Annotated in this window: 15 protein-coding genes and 5 tRNA genes; all 20 read left to right on the forward strand. The window is 41.0% G+C overall.

The genetic code is table 11. The annotated features are described in order from the left end of the window. Nucleotides 1-56 precede the first annotated feature (56 nt). Nucleotides 57-3,479: a transcription-repair coupling factor gene (gene mfd, locus B2M23_RS07460; protein WP_038353034.1), complete on the forward strand. Its 3,423-nt coding sequence runs from the start codon at nucleotides 57-59 to the stop codon at nucleotides 3,477-3,479. Between the two features lie 63 nt (nucleotides 3,480-3,542). Continuing rightward, the gene (locus B2M23_RS07465) at nucleotides 3,543-5,036 is read left to right on the forward strand and encodes a peptidyl-prolyl cis-trans isomerase (protein WP_038353033.1); all 1,494 of its coding nucleotides are present in this window, start codon (nucleotides 3,543-3,545) and stop codon (nucleotides 5,034-5,036) included. A gap of 102 nt (nucleotides 5,037-5,138) precedes the next feature. Continuing rightward, nucleotides 5,139-6,749 (forward strand): putative polysaccharide biosynthesis protein, encoded by a 1,611-nt coding sequence (locus tag B2M23_RS07470; protein ID WP_038353032.1) that lies wholly within the window; start codon nucleotides 5,139-5,141, stop codon nucleotides 6,747-6,749. A gap of 15 nt (nucleotides 6,750-6,764) precedes the next feature. Continuing rightward, nucleotides 6,765-8,222 carry a bifunctional methyltransferase/pyrophosphohydrolase YabN gene (gene yabN / locus B2M23_RS07475; RefSeq protein ID WP_038353031.1) on the forward strand — a complete coding sequence of 486 codons (1,458 nt, stop codon included), beginning with the start codon at nucleotides 6,765-6,767 and terminating at the stop codon, nucleotides 8,220-8,222. Nucleotides 8,223-8,331: 109 nt separating this feature from the next. Further along, nucleotides 8,332-8,607, forward strand: coding sequence for a non-specific DNA-binding protein Hbs (locus B2M23_RS07480; RefSeq protein ID WP_013382050.1), 276 nt, complete (start codon nucleotides 8,332-8,334; stop codon nucleotides 8,605-8,607). A 60-nt stretch (nucleotides 8,608-8,667) separates the two neighbouring features. Beyond that, nucleotides 8,668-8,907 (forward strand): RNA-binding S4 domain-containing protein, encoded by a 240-nt coding sequence (locus tag B2M23_RS07485; RefSeq protein WP_038353030.1) that lies wholly within the window; start codon nucleotides 8,668-8,670, stop codon nucleotides 8,905-8,907. 88 nt (nucleotides 8,908-8,995) lie between these two features. Next, nucleotides 8,996-9,418 carry an FtsB family cell division protein gene (locus tag B2M23_RS07490; protein WP_038353029.1) on the forward strand — a complete coding sequence of 141 codons (423 nt, stop codon included), beginning with the start codon at nucleotides 8,996-8,998 and terminating at the stop codon, nucleotides 9,416-9,418. Further along, nucleotides 9,415-10,368: a Ppx/GppA phosphatase family protein gene (locus tag B2M23_RS07495; RefSeq protein ID WP_052237339.1), complete on the forward strand. Its 954-nt coding sequence runs from the start codon at nucleotides 9,415-9,417 to the stop codon at nucleotides 10,366-10,368. The genes B2M23_RS07490 and B2M23_RS07495 overlap by 4 nt, the downstream gene beginning before the upstream one ends. Nucleotides 10,369-10,457: 89 nt before the next feature. After that, nucleotides 10,458-10,546, forward strand: a tRNA-Leu gene (locus B2M23_RS07500). Nucleotides 10,547-10,581: 35 nt separating this feature from the next. Beyond that, nucleotides 10,582-10,658, forward strand: a tRNA-Met gene (locus B2M23_RS07505). A gap of 14 nt (nucleotides 10,659-10,672) precedes the next feature. Beyond that, a tRNA-Met gene (locus B2M23_RS07510) sits at nucleotides 10,673-10,749 on the forward strand. A 33-nt stretch (nucleotides 10,750-10,782) separates the two neighbouring features. Then, nucleotides 10,783-10,857, forward strand: a tRNA-Glu gene (locus B2M23_RS07515). A gap of 37 nt (nucleotides 10,858-10,894) precedes the next feature. Next, a tRNA-Val gene (locus B2M23_RS07520) sits at nucleotides 10,895-10,970 on the forward strand. Nucleotides 10,971-11,018: 48 nt separating this feature from the next. Continuing rightward, nucleotides 11,019-12,431, forward strand: a complete 1,413-nt coding sequence (tilS, locus tag B2M23_RS07525; RefSeq protein ID WP_038353028.1) for a tRNA lysidine(34) synthetase TilS — start codon at nucleotides 11,019-11,021, stop codon at nucleotides 12,429-12,431. Beyond that, the gene (hpt, locus tag B2M23_RS07530; RefSeq protein WP_038353027.1) at nucleotides 12,421-12,954 is read left to right on the forward strand and encodes a hypoxanthine phosphoribosyltransferase; all 534 of its coding nucleotides are present in this window, start codon (nucleotides 12,421-12,423) and stop codon (nucleotides 12,952-12,954) included. Before tilS ends, hpt begins: the two co-directional genes overlap by 11 nt. A gap of 56 nt (nucleotides 12,955-13,010) precedes the next feature. Further along, the gene (gene ftsH / locus B2M23_RS07535) at nucleotides 13,011-14,894 is read left to right on the forward strand and encodes an ATP-dependent zinc metalloprotease FtsH (protein ID WP_038353026.1); all 1,884 of its coding nucleotides are present in this window, start codon (nucleotides 13,011-13,013) and stop codon (nucleotides 14,892-14,894) included. Nucleotides 14,895-14,975: 81 nt separating this feature from the next. Next, entirely contained in the window at nucleotides 14,976-15,374 is a 399-nt protein-coding gene (locus B2M23_RS07540) for a thioesterase family protein (RefSeq protein WP_038353025.1), read from the forward strand. A gap of 18 nt (nucleotides 15,375-15,392) precedes the next feature. After that, nucleotides 15,393-16,178, forward strand: a complete 786-nt coding sequence (locus tag B2M23_RS07545; RefSeq protein WP_038353024.1) for a type III pantothenate kinase — start codon at nucleotides 15,393-15,395, stop codon at nucleotides 16,176-16,178. Further along, nucleotides 16,179-17,153, forward strand: a complete 975-nt coding sequence (dusB, locus tag B2M23_RS07550) for a tRNA dihydrouridine synthase DusB (RefSeq protein ID WP_038353023.1) — start codon at nucleotides 16,179-16,181, stop codon at nucleotides 17,151-17,153. Next, complete coding sequence (locus B2M23_RS07555; protein WP_038353022.1) at nucleotides 17,146-17,880, forward strand: UPF0489 family protein; 735 nt, start codon at nucleotides 17,146-17,148, stop codon at nucleotides 17,878-17,880. Before dusB ends, B2M23_RS07555 begins: the two co-directional genes overlap by 8 nt. Nucleotides 17,881-17,942: the final 62 nt, after the last annotated feature.

Here is a 17,942-nt window from a genome sequence, read left to right on the forward strand (position 1 = left end):
AATAAGTGCAAAGCCCGGGTCATTTGATCCGGGCTAGTGCTGTATAAGGAGAGGAAATGGATCGACTGTTTAATGACTTAAAAGGAACGCCTAAAATTGAAAAAATATTTGAAGCCATTGAAGAATCCATAGGGGTTAATCTCTCAAATGTCAAGACGGGTCTAAAAGGTTTTTTAACGCTTTTGACCTACGAACATTTTGATACGAATATTTTGTTTATCACCCATTCTGATAGAGATGCTCAAAAAAAGGCTGAAATTCTGAGAAAGTTCAGAGATACGGATGTGTTGTATTATCCCCTGGAGCCGGTTCATGATTATTTTTCGGATGCCCACAGCCAGGATATTGCCCATCAGCGTATGACCGTGATTGAAAAGCTATTTTCGGAGAAAAAGTATATCATTGTAGCATCAATCGACAGCATTTTGAAGAAGATGGTTCCCAGGGTAGCGATGGAGGCGTTGTTTTTCTCAATTAATAACGGTGATACCTTTGATCTGGAAGCATTGGTCGTAAGGCTTGTGAATTTGGGGTATGAGAGAGTTTATCAGGTAGAGTCGAAGGGACAGTTTGCAGTGCGTGGCGGAATTTTAGATATCTATAACGTAACCTCCGAAGAGGCTGTCCGTATTGAGTTTTTTGATGATGAAGTGGACTCAATGCGTCTTTTTGATGTTGACAGCCAACTCTCATATGATCAGATAGAAAATGTTCGGATAGCCCCTGCAAAAGAAATCGTTTTGTCTGAGGAAGAACGGCAGAGAATTTTTAAGATGATCCATAAAAAATATGATGGAAACGAGCTTTATATGGAGCTTGTTGAAAAGCTGGAGCAGGAAGGCGCCCAATATGACGAAACCTTGTTTACCTTTGTTAAGGAAAACGACTCCTTTATGGATTATGTGGGGAAAAACATTGTTATCTGGGATGAATATACGCGGATCAAGGAAACCTATGATATTTTTATCAAAAAAACATGGCTGGATTATGAGTCGCTTATAACACAAGGATACATTCTGCCTGAGGAAAAAAACAAGTTTTTTACATTCCACCATATTGAAAAAAGCCTGGAAGGCTGTCCGGCCATTAAAGAATATCTTTTTAACAGCAGAGCAAAAAAAGGAATGAATCTGGATATGAATTCCCGCGATCTTGAAAGCTTTGCAGGCCAGTTTCCGTTATTTTTAGACTTTTTAAACCGCCGGCTTACCTTAGGATACCGGATTCATATCTGCTGTAGAACCGAGAAGACCCGTGAAACGGTCAAGCAATATCTGGTCGACCAGGAGGTCTTTAATTTTGTTGAGAATGAAGGGCCAGGTATACAGCTTTCTGTCGGCGAAATTTCCGAAGGCTTTGAAATGGAAGATGAAAAAGTTGTCTACATTAATGAGTCTGAGATATTCAAAGAAAAACGCACCTCGCAGAGAAAGAAAAAACACAAGGGAAGAAAGATTGATTCTTTTGCCGAGTTACATGTAGGAGATTATGTTGTTCACGATGTGCATGGTATTGGGATATACCGGGGAATTGAACAGCTGACGATCGACAATGTAACCAAAGACCTGATGGTGATCGAGTATGCCGGAGATGCCAAGCTTTATATTCCAGTAGAGCAGATGGATTCCGTTCAGGTTTATATTGGTACGGGCGGCGATAAAAAGCCAAAGGTTAACCAGATGGGAAATCCCGATTGGCAGAAGGCTAAAAATAAAGCTCAAAAAGCAGTCGAGGATATGGCCGATGAGCTCATCGCTTTGTATGCCAAAAGACGTTCGATGAAGGGGTACGCCTTTAGTCCGGATACTTCCTGGCAAAAAGAGTTTGAGGATGATTTCCCTTATGTTGAAACAGAGGATCAGCTGCGCTGCGTGGAAGAGATCAAGGCGGATATGGAATCGGAAATCCCGATGGACCGCCTTTTATGTGGTGATGTTGGGTATGGAAAGACTGAGGTAGCCTTACGGGCGGCGTTCAAAGCTGTCATGGAAGGAAAACAAGTGGCAATGCTGGTTCCGACAACGATTTTGGCACAGCAGCACTACAATACAGTTTTAGAGAGGTTTCGGAAATATCCTATCAGTGTAGAGGTGATTAGCCGTTTCAGAACCTCTGGACAGCAAAAGAAAATTTTGGGAGATTTGGCGCTTGGCAAGCTGGACATGATTATCGGCACACACCGCCTGTTATCCCAGGATGTTCATTTTAAAGACCTTGGGCTGCTTATTATCGATGAGGAGCAGCGCTTTGGGGTACGGTCTAAAGAAAAAATAAAACAGTTAAAGCAGAATGTTGACGTTTTGACCTTAAGCGCAACTCCGATCCCGCGTACGTTACATATGTCGATGACTGGTGTACGTGATATGAGTGTCATTGAAGAGCCTCCAGAAGGAAGACGGCCGGTTCAAACTTACGTTATGGCTTATAACCCGCTGATTATCCAGGACGCTATCAATCGCGAGCTTGGCCGTGGAGGACAGGTTTATTATGTTCACAACCGTGTTCATGATATCCATGAGGTTGCCATTGACGTGCAAAGCCTTGTACCAGACGCGAGAATTGTTGTGGCGCATGGACGGATGAGCGGCAGTGAGCTGGAGGATATTATGGTTGATTTTTTAAATCATGATTTTGATATTCTGGTGACAACGACCATTGTTGAGTCTGGATTAGATGTTAAAAACGCCAATACCATGATCATAGACGAGGGCGATCATTTCGGCCTTTCACAGCTTTACCAGCTGAGAGGGCGTGTTGGAAGATCGGATGTTCAGGCCTATACTTACGTTACACACAAAAAAGAAATCTTGACTGAAATTGCACAAAAGCGTTTAAAAGCCATTAAAGATTTTACGGCCTTTGGATCGGGATTCAAGGTAGCCATGCGCGATCTTGAAATTCGCGGAGCCGGTAATATTCTGGGGGCAGAGCAGTCGGGGCATTTATTTAAAATAGGTTATGAGTTGTATTGTCGTATTTTGGAAGAAGCCATCAGTAAACGGATGGACGGCGTAGAAGTAGAAACTGAAGAGCCAATTCGTATCAATTTGGACATAGACGGCTATATTCCCGAACGCTATATCAGCAGCGAAGAGCTGAAATATGACATCTATAAAAAACTTACATTTATTAAGACGATTGAGGATTATGATGATTTTGAAGAAGAACTCCTTGACCGATTTGGGGATATACCAAATGGTGTTTATAATCTGATGTCTATTGCTATGATTAAAAACATGGCTTCAACCATCGGAGTCAAAGAGATCAAACAGAAGGGGCAGTTTATTTATCTGACCTTTAGTGAAAAAAAGGAAGTCCTTGTCCCGGATGCAGAAAAAATGCCGGAATTAATACGTAAATATAAAGTGAAATTTAAAGCAGGAAAAGCCAATGAAGCGTGCTGGAGTTTTAACCTGTCATCAGTCAGAGATAAAGATATTTTAAAAGAAATTATTTCATTTTTTGAGGATTTGAAATAATTAAGATGTCATTAAGATAAAATATGTTAAAATATAAAAATCACAATTTTTAAGGAGAGCAAAATGCATAAAAATAAGATCAGGGGAGTCGTATTGGCTTTAGCGGTTACGCTGGGGGTTACAACACTGACAACCGGTTGTTCATTGGTTTCTGTCAATCCAGAAAAGGATAACCAGCAGGTTATAGCAGAGATTGACGGACAGTCAATGACAAAAGAGTCTTTTAACAACTATATGGCTTATTATGACCTGTATTACACGGCTAATGGGAATTCGATGCCAACAGGGTCTAAGCTGACCGAATTCAAGAAAGATTTGCTGGATAGCCTGGTCCAGGTTGGAGCTATGACTGCTCAGGCAAAAAAGGACAATATTACAATTGATGAGGCTGCTGCTGAAAGTCAGGCTCAAACAGCGCTGGACAGTTTAAAAACATCGGCAGGGAATAAATATGACAGTACCTTGTCTAAATATAACACCAATAATGATTCTTTTACACAATTTATGAAAACCTTCATGGTTGATAACAGCTATGCCAGTGAGTGCTATTCCAAGCATATGGATTATCTGAAAGAGCATCCGGAGGAGGAACTGGATCAGGTCGTTGGAAAAATCAACGATGAAGAAATCAAACGCGGAATTTACAATTATTATTACATTAACGAGGAAATAACGTCTTACTATTCTGGCGGGCAGGGACTTCAGACAGACGATGAGAGTGTAAAAGAAACAAATGAATCGATTTTTAATTCAATTGCTCAAAATAAAGCACTGATTAAGTACTGTGAAGATAATAATATTGAAATAAAGCAGGAAGAGATTGACAATGCGCTTCAGACAAAACAGTCCATCCAGAAAATGATGTTTCAGACAGATGATGAGCTGAATCAATATCTTGAAAACTACTTCCTCACAAAGGAAAAATACGACGAATACCAAAAAGAAGATGCCAAAGGAACTGCTGCGGGTCAGGCTATTCAGGCAAAAGTGACAGAAGATATCAAAGTCAATGACACGGATTTGCGGAAATATTATAAAGACCATAAGGATTCTTATGATGAAAGTACCGTTTCAGCAGAGCATATTCTGACAGAGGATGAAGCTCTGGCAAATGAAATTTACGATAAAGCAAAAGATGTAAAGACAAAAGAAGATTTTGAAAAAATTATGAATGAATACAAATCCAATGAAAAAGTGAAAGAAGCAACGGATTTGGGTGCTTTCAATAAAGAAAAGATGGTTAGCGAATTCTCAGACGCAGCCTTTGGAATGGATAAAAACAGTGTCAGCAAACCTGTAAAAACAGAGTATGGCTACCACATTATCTATGTTTATGATAAAAATGATGCCGGAGAAGCCAGCTTTGAGGACAAAAAGGATGAAATAACCAAGGCTGTAAAAGAGGAAAAGGGCACAGAGGATTATAACAAGCTAAAAGAAGATTTGCTAAAGAAAGAGAAAATTGATATCTATGATATTAAAACAACGCTCGAAAGCTACATGGATCAACTGAAATCTGAATTGAATATTCAGGTTTATGAAAAGAAAGTCCAATAGTTATAATAAGTCAAAGGCTTGCTGCAAAGCAGGCCTTTTAAATTTGCGTATCTACTGCAAAAAAGTTATAATGATACTTATTTCGTTGAAAGAGGTTTTCAAGTGAGTAAAAAAGCGAGCAGTTATCTAAAAGGAGCGACAATTCTGGCAGTGGCCGGGATTCTTTCACGCCTTCTTGGATTGTTCTACAAGGTGCCGGTATACAACCTTGTCGGAAGCTATGGTAATGGCATATACAGCAATGTCACAAATGTTTATAATTTGTTGCTGATGGTTTCAACGGTGGGACTGCCAGTGGCAATTTCCAAGATGATCTCTGAAAATATCGCAGTCAAGGATTATCTGGCGGCTCATAATGTGTTTAAAGTATCGTTTTGGACACTGCTGATTATGGGCGGACTATCCACTGTGTTTCTTTTTCTGGGTGCAGACTGGCTGATTACCGTTGCAAACTGGCCGGGAGAAAGCTTTCCAGCCATTATGGCCATTGCGATGGCGCCGCTTATTATAGCGGTATGCTCGTCCTTTAGAGGCTTTTTTCAGGGCTTTCAGATTATGAATCCCACGGCAATTTCGCAGATCATTGAGCAGATCGTTCGTGTGGGATTGGGTGTTTTTTTGTGCTGGTATTTTGTATCCAGTGGGATGGGCGTCGGAATGGGCGTCGGCGGGGCTGTTTTTGGAGCGACCGCAGGCGGTCTGTTTGCGATGTTATTTCTCTGGTTTTTATACTGGGCTTTTACTGCAGCCAATAAAAAGACTTTAAAACAAACAAGCCGTCAGGTACCTTTGACAAGCAAACAGATATTCAAGCGTCTTGTTATCATTGCAATCCCGGTTACTCTGACTTCTGCCATCGTTTCACTATTTTCGATGATTGACTCGATGATCTATATTCCGAGGTTGGCGCTGGCAGGGGTTGACGCTCATACAGCAACAACCATGATCGGTGATTTTGCCAATGCCGATACGCTAATCAATATTCCACTCGTTATCAGCGGGACCCTCGCAGTTGCTATGATACCGGCGATTTCAGAGTCTTTTGCGCTTCGGGATAAAAGGGCAATGGGGCATAAAATTGATGTGGCTATCCGGTTAGTGATCATGGTGGCTTTGCCATGTTGTATTGGTCTTTCAGTACTTTCACAGGGAATTTTTGACATTCTTTTTCAAGGTTCGCCCTATGGACCGGAAATTTTAAAATATTATGCTTACGCGACCATTTTTATGATGCTCTCTAATACCTTTCAGAGTATCCTTCAGGCCATTGACCGTTTTAGAGTGCCATTGATTAATCTTGCCATAGCCATTGTTATCCGCTTTGTAACAGGGTGGATATGTCTGGCAGTGCCGGCTTTTAACATTTATGGGATTGTTATCAGCAGCATGATTACATTTGTTTATTTAACCATATCCAATTATATTTGCGCCAAACGCTTTACAGGATTTCAGATGGATGCAAAGCAAACACTTTTCAAGCCTCTGATTTCGGCGATTGTGATGGGGCTTGCCACCTGGGGTGTTTATGCAGTGGTCAGTATGTTCGCCGGGAATTTTATCGCAGTGGCGACAGCGGTGGTGGTCGCTGTTGCTGTGTATTTTTTCCTGATGATTTTGATTGGTGGAATTACGGAAGAAGAGCTGGCTATTCTGCCAGCACAGAAATTTATTGAACCGGTTTACAGGAAAATAAGAGGAATTTTATATCGCTAGGATAGAGGAGAAATCATGTCACAAATTAGTATTGTTGGTTTAGGACCAGGTTCCTTTGGTCAGCTGACTGTGGAAACTCTGGAGTTACTCCATAATGAAAATAAAAATTATTTCAGAACGGCTATCCACCCAGTGGTCAAAGATCTGGAAAAACGTGGAATAGTATACTGTAGCTTTGATGGATTGTATGAGGATAGCGGCTGCTTTGAAGATGTCTATGAAAGCATTGCGGAACAGCTTGTTCAAAAAGCAGAGGCTGGTGAGTCGCTGATCTACGCAGTTCCCGGAAATCCATTGTTCGGAGAACAAAGCGTCATTAATTTAATGCGTAAGTGTCTGGAAAAAAATATAAGCTATCAGATTTATTCGGGAGTAAGTTTTGTTGATATTTCGATGATGGCATTGGAAGAAGATCCGGTTAATGGGCTGAAAATTATTGATGCTTTTGAAATGAAAGAACAAATTCCGGATAAGACCATGGGCAATTTGATTACTCAGGTTTTTAACCGCCATATGGCCTCAGAGGTTAAGCTTTCCCTGCTCGATTATTATCCAGACGATTATCCAGTCGTTTTACTCATAAATGCGGGGATTCCAGGACAGGAGCTCATTAAAGAGGTACCTTTGTGCGAGGTGGACTGGGTTGAGGAAATCAACCATCTGACTACGCTCTACATCCCGCCGGATAAAAATGATTTAAGAAGCTACCAAAAGTTACTTGAAATTATGGAAATCCTCAGAAGCCCGGAAGGCTGCCCATGGGACAGAAAACAAACACATGAGAGCCTCAAAGCATATCTATTGGAAGAAACCTACGAGGTAATGGACGCCATTGAAACAGAGGATACAGAGAATCTCATTGAGGAACTGGGAGACTTGCTTTTTCAGATTGTGTTTCACGCCCAGCTGGGCAGAGAAGAAGGACTTTTTACAATCAACGATGTTCTGGAGGAAATCAACCAAAAAATGGTGCGCCGTCATCCCCATGTTTTTATGGCGCCTGAGGAGATTTCAACCGAAAAGGTTCTCACCAATTGGGATGAGATTAAAAAAACAGAAAAGCAGACACAAACCATCTCAGATGAAATGGAACGTATTCCCAAAGCGTTCACTGCCTTGATGGAGGCCTGTAAAGTTCAATCCAAAGCATCTAAGGCAGGGTTTGATTGGGAAGATCCTCTGGACGCGTTGGAAAAAGTTGCTGAGGAAGAACAGGAAGTAAAAGCAGAGATTTTAAGTGAATGTCCGGATAAATTGGAAGAAGAACTGGGGGATCTGCTGTTTGCAGTTGTCAATGTTGTTCGTCTGGCGAAAATTCAGCCGGAAATTGCATTGCGCAAAGCGACTCAAAAGTTTATTATGCGTTTTAAAGAAATGGAAAAAATTACCCTAAATGAACAAAAAAGTATGCTTGATTACGATCTTGATGGCCTTGAACAGCTATGGCAACTGGTGAAATCCTTAAAAAACTAAGGTTTTTAGCTAAAAATACAGAAAATGCTTGTATTTTTTAGCGAAACGTGATTATAATAATAATCATAAAAATTAAAACATAAAGATCACACTTTACGGAGGGATAAGAATGAACAAATCAGAATTAATTGCCGCTATGGCAGAAAAATCGGGATTATCTAAAAAGGACTCTGAAAAAGCTTTAGGTGCTTTTATGGATACCGTTGTTGACGCCTTAAAGGACGGCGACAAAGTTGCTCTGGTAGGTTTCGGTACTTTTGATGTTCGTGAAAGAGCTGCTAGAACCGGTTTAAATCCAAGAACCAAAGAACCAATTGAAATTGCTGCTTCAAAAGCTCCAGCATTTAAAGCAGGAAAGGCATTTAAAGACGAATTAAACAAATAATCAAAGGGAGGGCCGGAGCAATATTGCTCCGGCCCTTTTGATTTTCAGAAAGGAAAACCAATGCGAGTTGACAAATTTTTAAAAAATGCCCGTTTAATTAAACGACGTACCGTGGGAAAAGCAGCATGTGATGGAGGGCGGATTACGATCAATGGAAAAGAGGCGAAGCCTGGAAGCCGTCTGAAGGTTGGTGATATTCTTACGATAGCATACGGCGACGGTGAACAAAAAATCGAGGTTTTGGAGTTGTTAGAACATGCGCCCAAGGATAAAGCAACAGAGATGTACAAGGAGCTCTAGATTAAGATTTGACTGTGTTTTATAGTTTATAATAGCTGAATGAAAGGGATTATGTTACAATAAATAAAAAACAGGTGGTGAAAAAACAGTGGCGGAAAAGAAAAAAAACGCCCTTCGCAGACGCTTTAAGCCTAAAATGGGGACAATTATTGTGACATTGGTTCTTTTGATCTTTGTCGGTACGCTGTTTGGAACCAATGCCATGAAAATTCATCAGCTTAACGCTCAAAAGGCAGATATACAATCCAAGCTGGACGAGGCGGAAAAGAAAAGCAAACAGCTGGATGAAGATATAAAGCAAATTGGAACAAAAAATTATATAGAACTCATTGCACGAAAATATTTGGGACTTTATTATCCAGATGAAAAGATTGTAGTGCCTGTAGAGGGCAAAGATAATAACGGACAGAATAATAGCGAGCAGCCGGCAGAACAGCCGACACCAACAACTGACGATAGCAGTCAGGATAATTCCAATAGCGATGAGCAGCAAAGTGAGGAAAACGAATGAGTGAATCAAGTGTACCTAAACAACCTAAAATCAATCGAGCTGTGATTGATATCGGAACAAATTCAACGAGGATGCTGATATTTAGAAGAGATAAAAAAGGGCAGCTCTTTCGTGTCAATAAGTCAGTCCGATATACTCGGATGGGTCAGGGTGTTAATAAGACAAAACGCCTTCACTCAGATGCGATCAAACGAAATATTGAGGCTTTGGAAGAGTACAAGAGCATCGCTGAAGATTATGAAGTTAAGGAAATGTTTATTTTTGGTACAAGTGCGCTCCGGGATGCTGAAAATTCTTCGGAATTTATTGATATGGCCGAACAAAAACTTGGAATGAAGGTAGAGATTATTTCTGGTGAAAAAGAGGCGGAATATGGCTTTATCGGCGTATCACAATGTTTTGATGAGGGGCTGCTTATTTTTGACATTGGCGGTGGAAGCACTGAACTGATATACGGAAAAGGCCGAGATCTCATAAAAATGAAAAGTCTGGATATTGGGAGCGTCCGTTCCACTGAAGCTTTTATTGAAAATGATCCCCCTGAAGCGGAAGAACTGAATCAATTAAATCAAAATGCTGCTGAAGCGCTTGAAAAAGCACTCGCTGATTATGAATCCTATAAGCCTTATAAACTGATTGGTATTGGAGGAACAGCGACAACGGTATCCACAATCAAGCAGAAGTTGAAAATTTATGATAGCGAACAGGTGCATCAGAGCATTGTCGCTAAAGCAGAGCTTGAATCAATTATCCAGAACCTTTCGTCAAAAACAATTGATGAGCGCCGTCAGATCGTTGGGCTGGAAGCAAAGCGGGCAGACATCATCATCGCGGGTACCAGCATTCTCGATAATATTTTGAAGGTTACCGGAAAAGATTCGTTTGTTGTCTGTGACTATGATAATCTGGAAGGAGCGGCATACAGCCGTTTTTTCGCAGATGAAAAATAAACGAAAAAAAAATTAAAAAAGTGTTGACATTAAGTTTCTCAGGCTGTATAATAACACTTGTCCTCAGAAATGAGGCAGCCACACTGAGTGCCGGAGTGGCGGAACTGGCAGACGCACAGGACTTAAAATCCTGCGATCCTTTTCGATCGTATCGGTTCGATTCCGATCTCCGGCACCATCATTTGTAAGACGCGGATGCGTCTATTATATTGTCGCGGGGTGGAGCAGCTTGGTAGCTCGTCGGGCTCATAACCCGGAGGTCGTAGGTTCAAATCCTGCCCCCGCAACCAAATTTTTAAATTATGGCGGCGTAGCTCAGTTGGCTAGAGCATACGGTTCATACCCGTAGTGTCAGCGGTTCGACTCCGTTCGCCGCTACCATTAATTTAATAACAAGATGTTAGAATTAGTTCCGGCCCCTTGGTCAAGCGGTTAAGACACCGCCCTTTCACGGCGGTTACGGGGGTTCGAATCCCCCAGGGGTCACCATTTTGTTTTAAAAAGTTAATATCTTAATTTTGTACGTGGTCGCTTAGCTCAGCTGGGAGAGCACCTGCCTTACAAGCAGGGGGTCATAGGTTCGAGCCCTATAGCGACCACCATTTTTTTATTCAGAATTAACTGAACTTTGAGATGAGCGTTAAAATGTCATGGAAGAAAAGCTTTTACAATACATTTCTTATAACGGACTGATAATGGCCGGCGATCGCATTCTAATCGGAGTATCCGGTGGAGCTGATTCGCTGGCCTTGTTGTATTTTTTGAAAAAGTATCAAGGGGTTTTGAACATTGAAATTGCAGCCGCACATTTGAACCATGAGATCAGAGGGAAGGCGGCAGAAGAGGACCATGCTTTTGTAAAAGAATTCTGCTTTAAACAGTCTGTTTTGCTTTATGATAAATCTGTAGATGTTATTCGGCTGGCAAAAAAGAATAAAATTTCGCTTGAAGAGGCTGGAAGAGAGGCAAGATATGCTTTTTTTAAAGAACTTCAAAGCTCGGAAGCGTATAATAAACTGGCTTTAGGACATCATCTTAACGATCAGGCAGAAACAGTTTTAATGCGTCTGATTCGAGGTACCGGTGTAAAAGGAGCGGCAGGAATGCTTTCTGAAACCAAGGGGGAAAGCGATATAATCCGTCCTTTACTGTGTGTGGATAAAAAGACGGTTATTTCTTATTGCAAAAAAAATGGTCTGCGTTATCGGACCGATGATACTAATTTTGAAACCGATGTTACCCGAAATAAGCTGAGATTGGAAATTATTCCAATGCTCAAGGCGATCAATCCAAAGGTTGAAGAGCATTTATCTGAATTTGCGATGCTTGCACATGAGCATGAGCAGTTTTTGCAAAATTCTATTGCTGAGTTGAGTACAAATATGATTACAAAAAAAAGTAATCGGGTATATCTTAATTTAGAAATGTGGCGGTTACAGTTCCCGCTTCTTCAGAAGGAACTTCTTCGTCAGATGGTTTTGCAGCTTAAGGGTAGTTTAAAAGAAATAGAGTACAATCATATCCTATGCGTTAAACAGCAGCTTTTATCTGAAAAGACTGTCTGGGAGCTTCATTTACCGCATGGTATGCAGGCTGTCAGGCGATATGATCTTTTTTGGATAGAAGAAAAAAAGACTGTTGTACCAGAAATTGGCTGCTATGAATTGCTGCCGGATAAAGCGTATTATTTTGCAAAAGAAGGTTTGTGGATCAAATTGACAGTGATTCCCGATGGTTCTATAAAAAAATCAAAAGAATTAAAAAATCATAGTGAAAAATATTTTGATTATGGTAAAATAAGAGGAAAGCTTTATTTGAGAAATCGTCGTCCTGGTGATTTTTTTAGTCCTGTCGGCATAACAGGCAAAAAAAAGATAAAAGATTATTTCATTGATCGGAAGGTTGAGCGTGAAAAGCGTGATGCAGTTCCGCTGTTAGCGGTGGGGTCAGAAGTGATCTGGATTTTGGGATATGCGATAAACCGGGAGTATCAGGTAAGTCCTGAGACAAAAAGCATTCTTAAAGTTCAATACCAAATAATAGGAGAGAAGTTTGGCGTTTGATTTTGAAAAAATCTTGATAGAAAAGCATACAATAGAGAAAAGAGTAGCTGAGCTTGGAAAAAAGATTTCATCCGATTATGCAGACGAAGAGCTTATGGCAATCTGTATTTTAAAAGGAAGTATCTTATTTTTTGCTGATTTGATAAGATGCTTGAGTATTCCGGTCAAAATTGACTTTATTAAGGCATCCAGCTATGGAACGCGTACCAGCACTTCAGGAAAAGTGAAGGTTGATGATCTTTTATCGGAAAAGATAAAGGGCCGGAGTGTGATTCTGGTAGAAGACATTGTGGACAGCGGTTTTACCATAAAACGTATCTTGGATTTCTTTATGGAACAAGGTGTTTCCGATGTCAGAGTCTGTACCCTGCTTGACAAACCAGATCGCCGGGTGGCGGATGTGGAACCTGATTACTCAGGCTTTACCATTCCGGATGAATTTGTTGTCGGATATGGAATGGACTTTGATCAAAGGTATCGAAACTTGCCGTACATTGCTGTTTTAAAAGAAACAGAAAAATAATATTTGAAATTAGAAACTATTCAATGACTTATTTTATATGAAAGGAGTGATAGAATTTGAATAAATATCTAAAAATGATAGGGTTTTATTTAGTGATTTTGTTGATTATTATCGTCGCAGTTACTTTTTTAAATCCAATGCAGTCTGATGTTAAAACTTTAACATATAGTGAACTGTTGAGTAATTTGGACCAAAAACAGGTTTCTGAAATAGAGATTAATCAGTCTTCCGTAAAAGGGAAGCTTGCGAATGGTGACAGCTTTGAAGCCATTGTGCCTCAATATCTTATTGATGAACAAATCAGCGACTACATTACAGGAAACCCGGATCAGAACATTGAAAAGAATCCGAATATGAATGTTACGGTTGCAAAACCACAGGATTCCTGGTGGATCTCTTTGATTCCTTCAGCGGTTATTATTATCCTGATGGTTGTTTTCTTTATGATGTTTGCAAACCAGTCTGGCGGAGGCGGAGGAAAGGTTATGTCCTTCGGTAAAAGTAAGGCAAGAATGCATACCGACGCAGATAAGAAGGTTACCTTTGCAAATGTAGCTGGCGCAGATGAAGAAAAAGAAGAACTGGAGGAAATCGTTGATTTCTTAAAGTCGCCTGAGCGTTATAATAAGCTTGGAGCACGTATTCCTAAGGGGGTTCTTTTAGTGGGCCCTCCGGGAACAGGGAAGACTTTGCTTGCGCGTGCCGTTGCAGGTGAAGCGGGTGTTCCGTTCTATATCATTTCCGGTTCAGATTTTGTTGAAATGTTTGTAGGGGTTGGTGCCTCGCGAGTAAGAGATCTGTTTGAGACAGCAAAGAAAAGTGCACCCTGTATTATCTTTATTGATGAAATTGACGCAGTTGGCCGTCATAGAGGTGCAGGTCTCGGCGGTGGACACGACGAGCGTGAACAGACGCTTAACCAGTTACTGGTTGAAATGGATGGTTTTGGCGTTAATGAAGGAATTATTGTTATTGCCGCGACAAACCGTCCGGATATTCTTGACCCGGCTTTGCTGCGTCCAGGACGTTTTGACCGCCAGGTATTGGTCGGTGTGCCGGATGTTAAAGGCCGTGAAGAAATTCTCAAGGTTCATCAGAAGGATAAACCATTGGATTCTTCTGTCGATTTAGGCGTAATTGCCAAGGGAACACCAGGATTTACAGGTGCAGACCTTGAAAACTTAATGAATGAAGCAGCCTTACTGACTGCCCGTAAAAAGGCAAAGGTTATTACGATGGCAGAGCTTGAAGAAGCGATTAAACGCGTTATTGCCGGTCCTGAAAAGAAGAGCAAGGTAGTAGTTGAGTCAGACCAGAAAATTACAGCTTACCATGAAGCTGGACACGCAATTGTTATGGAATATCTCCATAACGGCGAAGAAGTCCATGAAATTTCCATTATTCCGCGCGGTATGGCTGCGGGATATACGATTTCGCTTCCAAGTGATGACAGCCAGCATATGAGTAAAGGGAAATTGATGGATAAAATTGCAGGTCTGCTTGGCGGACGTGCAGCTGAAAAAGTCGCCCTTGATGATATTTGCACAGGTGCCTCTAACGATATCGAACGTGCTACCAGCATTGCCAGAAAGATGGTTACAGAATGGGGTATGAGTGAACATCTTGGCCCAATGACCTTTGGTCATGATGATGGCGGCGAGGTGTTTTTAGGAAGGGATCTTGGACGTTCACGTAATTACAGTGAAGAGGTTGCAGCAGTTATTGATAAGGAAATCAGAAATATTGTCGAGACAGCCTTTGAGAGAGCCTGCTTGATTTTAACCGAGAAAAAGGATAAGCTGGTTGAGATTTCAGAGCATCTTCTGGAAGTTAACACCATTACCGGTGAAGAATTCAGAGCGATGTACAGCCGTTTGCCTTTGGATGATGGCAAACCTTTGGATGAAGGTAATATCGGCGATCCGGTTCCGGAAGTTTAAAAAGTAAATAAACAAAAAAGCCGTTAGCAATAACGGCTTTTTTCGCTAATAAACGACCAATAAAAGAAGGGAAAAATTAAGATGCAAGAACTTAAAGTTGGTATGGAGCTTAAAAAAGATTATATGGTAACCCGTACTGAAACGGCTCAGACAATGGGAAGCGGAGGACTTGAGGTCCTGGCAACTCCTATTTTAGTGGCATGGGCCGAGAATGCGGCCTATGAGATGGCCGAACTGTGCCTGCCCGACGAGCAGACAACCGTTGGGGTTAATATTAATTTAAATCACATTGCTGCCACACCGGTAGGAATGAAGGTGCGCATAAAGGTAGTGCTTACCAATATTGAAAGCAGACGTTTGGACTTTACAGTAGAAGCCTGGGATACCGTTCAAAAAATTGGTGAAGGAACACACCAGCGCTTTGTTGTTCAGAAGATGAAGTTTATGGGGAAGGTTCTCCAGAAAAAAAATCCTAAGTAGACAGAGGTAGAATAGCGCATGATTTTAGTCATTGATGTAGGAAACACAAATACAGAAATCGGGGTCTTTAAAGACGACGAAATCCTCTGCTCCTGGCGATTCGTTTCAAAAACGCCCAGGACCTCTGATGAATATGCAGTGATGTTTCAGGGGTTTTTTGAAAATGATCATCTGGATTATCATGAAGTTGAGAGTGTGATAGCAGCTTCTGTAGTCCCGAATATTATGTATTCTTTGAATAATGGAGTAAAAAAATTATTTGGTGTTGAGCCTTTGGTAGTGGGCCCTGGAATAAGAACAGGGATGCCGATCCAGACCAGTGATCCGGCAGAAGTAGGTGCAGACAGGATTATCGATGCTGTAGCAGCATATAATCTTTATGGTGGACCGGTCATTGTTCTGGATTTTGGAACAGCGACCACATATGATTATGTGGATAAAAATGGTGCGTTTGTGGCCAAGGTCACTTCACCTGGAATACAGATTTCAGCGGAGGCACTTTTCAGGAATGCCGCCCAGCTTCCCAATATCGCGATTGAAAAACCCGTTTCGATATTGGGAAAGGACACCGTTACCAGTATGCAGGCTGGTTTGGTTTATGGTTATATTGGCCAGGTCGAGTATATTGTCTCAAGAATGATCGAAGAAATAGGTATAAAAGGGGTCAAGGTGGTTGCAACAGGGGGCTATGGAAGAATGTTTCATGAAGAGACAAGAGCCATCGATATTTTTGATCCCCAGCTTTCACTAAAAGGCCTTAAGATCATTCATGATAAAAACATAAAGACATCCAGAGGAAGATAGATGTTTAAAATAGGAAATATAGAGATAGAAAATCGTATATTTCTAGCACCGATGGCAGGTTATACTAACCTGCCATTTCGTTTGATTGCTAAGAAATATGGGGCAGGGGCTGTTTTCAGTGAAATGATCAGCGGTAAAGGGCTTTATTATAAAGATAAAAAGACCGCTGAATTAATGCTTACTTGTGATGAGGAAGCGCCAGCAGGAATTCAGCTATTTGGGTCAGAGCCTGAAATATTAAGTGAAGTTATAGAAAAATATGTTAATTCCACTGCGTTTGCTTTTTTAGATTTTAACGCGGGGTGTCCTGCGCCTAAAATTGTTAAAAATGGCGAAGGATCAGCGTTAATGCGAACCCCAAAACGTCTGGGAGAGGTGGTCCGGGCGATAAAAAAAGCAAGTGAAAAACCTGTTATTATTAAAACACGTATCGGCTGGGATTCTGAAAATGTGAATGTAAGAGAAGTGGCTGAAGTTATTGAGGAGGCAGGAGCCGATGCTCATACCATCCACGGTAGAACGCGCGAAGCTTTTTATTCAGGAAAAGCTGACTGGAAAGTTATCGAGGAAGTTAAAAAAAACAGCAGAATCCCAATCATTTTGAATGGCGATATAGACTGTGGTAAAAAGGCTGTCCAGGCCTTTGAAACCACTGGCTGTGATGCTGTGATGATTGGCCGGGCCTCGGTCGGTAATCCTTTTATTTTTCGCGAGATCAATCATCTGCTTTCTACAGGTGAAACAGTGCCGATGCCCTCCCCGGAAGAACGGATCCAGACTGCCATTGAGCACGTTGAACTGGTTGGTATGATGAAGCGTCCAGAAGCGGCTATCAAGGAAATGCGAAAGCATTTGGCAGCTTATACTAAGGGGCTGAAAAACGCGACTAATTTGAGAAATGAAGTTTTTAAGGTATGTACAAAAGAAGATGTCCTGACACTTTTAAACCAATATATGGAAGAAAATTATGGTTGATGATCTTTTAAAAGAAGAAAATTTGAGAATTATCCCTTTTCGTGAAAAGAAGATGTATATTGTAGATAACCACCAATATGCTTTGCTGGTATGGGCCAGAGAAGCTCTAAAACGCGGAATTCCAGGAATGTTAGTCAGTATTGATTACCATCCTGACACCAATCCGCCTTTTTGGCTGCACGCATACCAAAAGGCGATGGCTATTGATCCGGAAAGGGAAGAAAAGCTAGTTTCTTTATTTCAGAAAAAAGTTTTGGGTGCAGTTAATCCTTTGGATTTAGAGACTCTGGCTGAAAAGATGCCTTTAATGCGAAATGATGAGCATATTAATACGGCTATGGAACTGGGGTATCTTATCGACTATCATATGATCAATTGCATGGAAAAGCATTGTTACGCTACAGGAAAGCATTACCTGGTGCCAGAAGAAAACTTTGGGATATTAAAGGATGAAATGTTTTGTGCAGCAGAATTTGATTTGTCGATCTTCAATAATCATGAACCGTTGTTTTCAATTTTGGATATTGACCTTGATTATTTTATGAAGCGTGAGAATTTTGTTCCTGCCCCCAATGAAATGACTATTTTTAGAGCGCTGCTAAAGAAAGCGGATGTTATTACCTGCGCCCGGTCTGTTACGTATTTTGAACATTTGAAAATGGATAACTTTACCATTGACGCGTGTGAGGATGCGCTGATAGCAATGATAAAAGAATTCATAGAATAAAATGGAAAACGCTTAAATATTAAATTCCTTTTGTTTTTTCAGACAGATTAAACCAAATGTGC

Source organism: Eubacterium limosum (assembly GCF_000807675.2).
In the GTDB taxonomy this organism is placed as follows: domain Bacteria; phylum Bacillota; class Clostridia; order Eubacteriales; family Eubacteriaceae; genus Eubacterium; species Eubacterium limosum.

What these genes read in the sequence shown, in the direction of transcription:
- dusB (WP_038353023.1), top strand. Translation starts at nt 16,179, where the DNA reads ATGTTTAAAATAGGAAATATAGAGATAGAAAATCGTATATTTCTAGCA.
- B2M23_RS07485 (WP_038353030.1), top strand. Translation starts at nt 8,668, where the DNA reads ATGCGAGTTGACAAATTTTTAAAAAATGCCCGTTTAATTAAACGACGT.
- B2M23_RS07495 (WP_052237339.1), top strand. Translation starts at nt 9,415, where the DNA reads ATGAGTGAATCAAGTGTACCTAAACAACCTAAAATCAATCGAGCTGTG.
- B2M23_RS07480 (WP_013382050.1), top strand. Translation starts at nt 8,332, where the DNA reads ATGAACAAATCAGAATTAATTGCCGCTATGGCAGAAAAATCGGGATTA.
- B2M23_RS07465 (WP_038353033.1), top strand. Translation starts at nt 3,543, where the DNA reads ATGCATAAAAATAAGATCAGGGGAGTCGTATTGGCTTTAGCGGTTACG.
- B2M23_RS07540 (WP_038353025.1), top strand. Translation starts at nt 14,976, where the DNA reads ATGCAAGAACTTAAAGTTGGTATGGAGCTTAAAAAAGATTATATGGTA.
- B2M23_RS07545 (WP_038353024.1), top strand. Translation starts at nt 15,393, where the DNA reads ATGATTTTAGTCATTGATGTAGGAAACACAAATACAGAAATCGGGGTC.
- yabN (WP_038353031.1), top strand. Translation starts at nt 6,765, where the DNA reads ATGTCACAAATTAGTATTGTTGGTTTAGGACCAGGTTCCTTTGGTCAG.
- B2M23_RS07555 (WP_038353022.1), top strand. Translation starts at nt 17,146, where the DNA reads ATGGTTGATGATCTTTTAAAAGAAGAAAATTTGAGAATTATCCCTTTT.
- tilS (WP_038353028.1), top strand. Translation starts at nt 11,019, where the DNA reads ATGGAAGAAAAGCTTTTACAATACATTTCTTATAACGGACTGATAATG.
- mfd (WP_038353034.1), top strand. Translation starts at nt 57, where the DNA reads ATGGATCGACTGTTTAATGACTTAAAAGGAACGCCTAAAATTGAAAAA.